Origin of the sequence: Ilumatobacter sp., assembly GCF_049588435.1 — a bacterium.
Taxonomy (GTDB): Bacteria; Actinomycetota; Acidimicrobiia; order Acidimicrobiales; family Ilumatobacteraceae; genus Ilumatobacter_A.
Genome location: NZ_JBAVYV010000327.1, coordinates 1 through 5,598 on the forward strand (window position 1 = coordinate 1; position 5,598 = coordinate 5,598).

The window sequence follows — 5,598 nt, forward strand, 5'->3', positions numbered from 1 at the left end:
GCCGCTGGGCGGCCCGTGCGAGGCGGCACAGCTCGTCGACCGCGCGGAGATCCGGGGATGCCATGGCGACGGCCTCGCGCTCAGCCGTCCGCCGCGGCGCAGACCACCGCGACGTCGGACGACGTGGTGGCGATGAATCGAGGCACGTCATGCCTCGCCGAAGTCAGGCATGGGCGGGACGACGCCCGGACGGTACGCGCACACGAGGACCCCGCCGTCGGTCGGCTGCACAGAGACGAGTTCCAGCGCGCGCATCTCCTGGTCTTGAGGAAAGACGGTCTTGCCGCCACCGAGCATCACGGGCTCGATCATCAACAGGAGCTCGTCGACCAGCCCGGCGCCCAGGAGCGCCCCGACGAGCTGTGACGAGCCCATCACCGACATCGTTCCGCCCGGCTCGGCCTTGAGTCCCGCGACCGCCTGCAACGGATCACCGGCGGGCACCAGGTGCGAGTTCTCCCAGGTCAGGTCACCGGCACCCAGCGTGGACGAGACCACGTACTTGGTGAGGGCGTTCATGCGGTCGGCGAACGGATCGCTCCCGGCCCGGTCCGGCCATGCCGCGGCCATGGTCTGCCACGTGCGCCGCCCGAACAGCAGCGCCTCGGTATCGGCCATCACGGCGTCGATCGCTCCACCCATGATCTCCGGGTCGAACCACGGCATCGACCATCCGCCGTGGGAAAAGCCGCCATCGGTGTCCTCCTCGGCCCCGCCTGGTGCCTGAACGACGCCGTCGAGGCTGATGAACTCCGAGACGATGAGGCGCATCAGTTCGCCTCGGCAGCTTCGACGTTGACCATCCACGTCACCCCGAACCGGTCGACGCACGTACCGAACAGCGGCGACCAGAAGGTCTCGCCCATCGGCATCTGGACCTCACCACCGTCGGCGAATGCATCGAAGAGACGGCGCGCCTCGTCCTGGTCGTCGAGCGTGATGTTGATGGCCATGCCCTTGACGCCGAGACCGTCGCCGGTGGGATCGTCGGAGGCCAGGAGCACGTCACCGTCGCCGAACGTCAGCGCAGCGTGGATGACGAAGCCGTCCGGCACCTCGAACGGCATCTCCTCGGCGTCGTTCCGAGGCATGTCGTCGATCCCGAGGATCTCGAGCTGACCGCCCAGGATCTCGTGGTAGCGGGTCATCGCGGCGCGGGTCGTGCTCGTGAAGAAGAGATACGGGTGCATGGACATGGTTCCTCCTGGATGGGGTTGAAGTGGGTTTCGATTGTTGAGACGGAGCAACAACCGCGAACTCATCGGTTTCCGACGGAATTTCTCCAGATCGAGGTTCAGCGGATCGCACCGCCGGCCAGCGATCGCGGCGTGGCGCGACGTTCGCCGCGACGTCCGAACTCGTGAAGCAGCTGGCATGATCGTCCGGTGCGGATGCGTCCCCGACACCTCGCAGTGTCAGCTCTTCCAGTCGCTCTCGTCGCCGCGGTCGCTGCCTGCGGCGGCCAATCGACCACCGATGCCGAACGGTTCTGCGGCGAGATCGAGGCCAACAGCTCGGAGCTGTTCACGCCCGAGATCGGCACCGCCGACGAGATCGGCCCGCTGCTCGACCTGTACCGGAACATCGGCAAGTACGCGCCGATCGCGATCGAAGCCGAATGGGACCAGCTGATCCTCAACTACGAGACGGCCGACACGGTGGTTCCCGACGACGAAGAGTCGGTCCAGGCGATGACCGCGCAGGCGTATCAGTCGGAGAAGTCCGCCGCAGCGGTCAAAGGGTGGTTGATCGAGAACTGCGCGCTCGACATCGGCCCAGTGGCCACCATCGTCGCCCAGAACGGTTGATCAGAGGATCTCGCCGCGGCGAGTCTTCACCGAGTCGCACAGCCCGTACTCGACTGCCTCCTCGGCGGTGAACCAGCGGTCTCGCTCGGAGTCGGCCTGGATCTGCTCGAGCTCCTTGCCGGAGTGGAATGCGATCAGTTCGGCCATCCGCTTCTTGGTGTACCGCAGCTGCTCGGCCTGGATCTGAATGTCGGACGCCTGTCCGCGGAGCCCTGCGAGCGGCTGGTGCATCATGACGCGGGCGTTCGGAAGCACGTAGCGCTTTCCGGCGGCGCCGGCCGTCAGCAGGAACTGCCCCATCGACGCAGCGAGGCCGAGACACACCGTGGCCACGTCACATCCGACGAACTGCATCGTGTCGTAGATCGCCATTCCGGCGGTGACCGACCCACCCGGGCTGTTCACGTAGAGCCAGATGTCGGCGTTGGGGTCTTCACCCTCGAGGTACAGCAGTTGTGCGCAGATCTGGTTGGCGATCTCGTCGTTCACATCGGACCCGAGCATCACGACACGGTTCTTCAAGAGGCGGTCGAACACCGCCGAACGGGGGTCGAATCCACCCTCGAGGCTGAAGGGCGTGGTTTGGGCGTCGGACCGTGTGTCAGATGTCGTCGCGGGCATGGGGGCATGCTATCGGTCGCCGTTTCGGACTACGGTTCCGCGCTATGTCGGTGACCGCTTCATTTCAACCCGAGCAGCTCGCGGCCACTCCCGGTGAACCTTCGACGCTCTCCCTCCATCTGCAGAACAACGCCGCCGAGAGCCGTGTGGTCAGCTTGAGTGCATCGGGAGAGCTCGGAGAGATGATGGGGTTGGCGACGGAGTCGGTCCAACTCGAACCCGGAGAGCACTTCGAGGTCCCGGTGATCGTCCAGACGTACGCGACGCTGGCCGCAGGACCTCATGCGTGTGTCGTCGATGTCGTCGGCGAGGGTACGAGCACCACGGCGACCGCCTTCGTCGAGGTCGGCATCATCACCGGGTGGACTGCCCGCCTGCTCCCCGTGCATTCGGCAGGTTCGACCCGCGGCCGTCACAAGGTCGCCATCGAGAACCACGGCAACGCGCCGATCACGCTCGCCATCGCGATCGCCGGTGAGACCGACGTCGTCTCGGAGGTTGCTGCACCGACCGTCAACGTGGACGGTGGAATGTCGACGAACGTCGCCCTGCGAATCATTCCCGGGTCCCGATTCTGGAACGGTCCGTCGATCGAGCACCCGTTCTCGGTGACCGTGACCGAAGTGATCGTGACCGAGGTGACCGCGAGCGAGGTGACCGCGAGCGAGGTGACCGTGACCGAGGTCGTCGGCGAGAACGTCACCGTCGAACTCGATGGCCTCTACGAGCAGCGCCCGCGGATCCCCGCCTGGGCGGCTCCTGCGGCCGCCGGCATGCTGGGTGCCCTCCTGATCGCCACGCTCGCCTGGTACACGCTCATGCGACCCGCGGTCGAGAACATCGCGCGCGACGAAGCCGCCGAGTTGGACCTCGAGCAGCAGGCGCTCCTCGACGAGCGGGTCGACGCAATCGAGGAAGCTGCCGAGGAGGCGTCACGCCTGCCGCTCGGCCAGCCGACCGATCTCCGCATGACCGCGACCGCCTCCACGGCGACGACCTCGTCGGAGGCGTACGACTTCGACAAGAACGGAAACGGTCGGGTGCTGTCCATCAGCGACGTGATCTTCCAGAATCCGACCGGCGCGGTCGGCCGCCTCGAGTTGCTCCGCGATGATCAGGTACTCCTCGATCAGGAGCTCGCGAATTTCCGCGATCTCGACTTCCACCTCGTCGCACCCTTCCGCGTGGAGAGCGAGAGCACGATCGCCCTCCGTCTCACGTGTGAAGCGCCGGGCCCCGGCACCTCCGACTGCGAGGCCGCCGCCACGATCATCGGGTTCGTGGACGACCTCTGATCTCGACGAGCGGAACGGGCCCGTCAGCGGGTGACGTCCGGACCCAACCCCTCGAGAACGCCTGAACGATTCCTGCTGGTGGCCGACGTCACCAGCATCGTGGCGGTGACGTCATCGCCCTCCCCATTCGGGGCAGCGACCGATGCGGTCATCCTCCCGGTCCGTGCTGTCGCCGGAACGACCACCGGAAGGGCGAAGGTGCCATCCTCGTCCACGACCACCTCGTGGACGGCCCTCGCCCAGTCCACTTCGATCGCCAGGCCGGGCGGAAAGTCGCTTCCGCCGATCGTGACGACCTGGCTGGTGGTCGCAGCATCGGGCGAGACCGTGAGCACCGGCGTGGGGACGCCCTCACCGTCGAGTGCTGCGGTCAGTTCCCCACCGTCACCGAACGTCGCGATCAGCTGTGCGGTCTCCGGGCCGTCACCGCCCGGCGTGAACTCGACCGTCACTCGGCAGCGCCCGTTCGGGAGAAGTTGGGTGCCGGTGCAGGTGGTCGACACGATCTGGAAGGCGGTGGCGCCGACGGGCTCACGGCGAATTCCGAGCACCTGTGCGGAGGAGGTACCCGAGTTGACGAGTTCGAGGATCTCGGTGATCGGACCGCCATCGGAACCGGTCGGGATGAACGTCACCGCCGCGGGAACGAAGGTGACACCGTCCGAGGAGTCGACGATCGAGGTCGAGGTTGCGGACGTGGGGAACGACGACGAGGACGAGGACGACGACGAGGAGGAAGAGGAGGAGGACGACGAGTTCGAGCTGCTGCTCCCAGATCCCGACGACGAGCTCCCGCCGGTGCCCGTCGGGACCGTCGGCCGTGGAACCGTCACCGGCGGGTTGGGCTCGACGATGCGGACCGTTGCCGTGAAGGGCACGGGAAAGATTCCGATCGGTGTCAGCGTGACCGTGCCGACCGCCGCCGCGCTCGCCTCACCGGCGAAGGCAACGTCGACGGTGCAGCTCGCTCCCGGGCGGATCACTGGGCCGCACCCGTCTGCCGTGATCGTCAACGGTGCCGAGGCGATGAGCGACTCCACGCCGACACTGGCCGGTCCCTTGTTCGCAAACGTGAGTTGAGCGGTCGTCGCTGCGCCCGAGGAGGCCCGAACGACGTCGTAGCTCTCGTGATCGAACGAGGCGTCGGCCGGGAGCGCCGAGATCTCGATGTCGGCGGGGATCGTCGTGTCGGTCGCGACCGTCGCACCCAGTCCATCGATCGCCGGTCCGGTGGCGGTGGGCGCGACCGGTCCCTTCAGTGCGACCGTCGCCGTCTCAGAGAATGCTGCTCGGCCGTTGCCTGTCCGCGACGTGATCCGTACAGCGTTGCCGCTCTCGTAGACGACGTGATTGCCATCGGCACTGATCTGTGGCTGCGTGCCGACGTCGAGCACGACCGCCGCCGAACCGTCCTCGCGAATCGCCACGGCCGTCGACGACGTTCTCACCAGCGCGAAGGCCACGATCGAGCCGTCGGCCGACACGCTGGGACGGAACGCCGACGCGCTCACGACGGTCGACGCGTCACCGGTCGGGCCAGAGCGGTACACCGACAGGCCCCGTGGATCGGATGGATCAGGACCTGCCGCGTACACCACGACCGAACCGTCGTCGGACACGTCGACCACCGGGCCGAATCGCGCGGTGGGGTCCTGCGACGGCGGGGTGAGCGTGCCCGGGGCATAGCCGAACACCGAGCGATCGAACCGGAGCACGGCGACACCGTTGCTGACCACGATCACGTCGCCATTCGACGACAATGCCGGGCGCCCGAGTGGGCCGGGTTGCAGCCCCGTTGCGACCTCGAACGCGGCCGGAGCATCGGCCCCGCATCGGTTGGCGGTGAGGAGTCGCCACGCCTGATCGGCCGGCAC

General features: G+C 67.2%; 6 protein-coding genes. 2 read left to right on the top strand and 4 right to left on the bottom strand.

Annotated features, from left to right (window positions below; genetic code table 11):
- Positions 1-147 precede the first annotated feature (147 nt).
- Both WBV89_RS12660 and WBV89_RS12665 read right to left on the bottom strand, forming a co-directional pair.
- Positions 148-771 carry a dihydrofolate reductase family protein gene (locus WBV89_RS12660; RefSeq protein ID WP_423981712.1) on the bottom strand — a complete coding sequence of 208 codons (624 nt, stop codon included), beginning with the start codon at positions 769-771 and terminating at the stop codon, positions 148-150.
- Positions 771-1,196 carry a VOC family protein gene (locus tag WBV89_RS12665; protein WP_423981713.1) on the bottom strand — a complete coding sequence of 142 codons (426 nt, stop codon included), beginning with the start codon at positions 1,194-1,196 and terminating at the stop codon, positions 771-773. Before WBV89_RS12665 ends, WBV89_RS12660 begins: the two co-directional genes overlap by 1 nt.
- Before the next feature lie 189 nt (positions 1,197-1,385).
- Between WBV89_RS12665 and WBV89_RS12670 the strand changes: the two genes are divergently transcribed.
- Positions 1,386-1,808, top strand: coding sequence for a hypothetical protein (locus WBV89_RS12670; RefSeq protein ID WP_423981714.1), 423 nt, complete (start codon positions 1,386-1,388; stop codon positions 1,806-1,808).
- Here WBV89_RS12670 and WBV89_RS12675 read toward each other — a convergent pair whose 3' ends face one another.
- On the bottom strand, positions 1,809-2,429 hold the full coding sequence (locus WBV89_RS12675) for an ATP-dependent Clp protease proteolytic subunit (RefSeq protein ID WP_423981715.1): 621 nt from the start codon (positions 2,427-2,429) through the stop codon (positions 1,809-1,811).
- A gap of 50 nt (positions 2,430-2,479) precedes the next feature.
- Here WBV89_RS12675 and WBV89_RS12680 point away from each other — a divergent pair, with 50 nt between their 5' ends.
- On the top strand, positions 2,480-3,724 hold the full coding sequence (locus WBV89_RS12680) for a hypothetical protein (RefSeq protein ID WP_423981716.1): 1,245 nt from the start codon (positions 2,480-2,482) through the stop codon (positions 3,722-3,724).
- A gap of 23 nt (positions 3,725-3,747) precedes the next feature.
- Here the strand turns inward: WBV89_RS12680 and WBV89_RS12685 are convergent.
- Positions 3,748-5,598, bottom strand: a 1,851-nt coding sequence (locus WBV89_RS12685; protein ID WP_423981717.1) for a TolB family protein, incomplete at its 5' end; no start/stop codon positions are given.

Coding starts and splice junctions, on each gene's coding strand:
- WBV89_RS12665 (WP_423981713.1), bottom strand. CDS start 1,196: ATGTCCATGCACCCGTATCTCTTCTTCACGAGCACGACCCGCGCCGCG.
- WBV89_RS12675 (WP_423981715.1), bottom strand. CDS start 2,429: ATGCCCGCGACGACATCTGACACACGGTCCGACGCCCAAACCACGCCC.
- WBV89_RS12660 (WP_423981712.1), bottom strand. CDS start 771: ATGCGCCTCATCGTCTCGGAGTTCATCAGCCTCGACGGCGTCGTTCAG.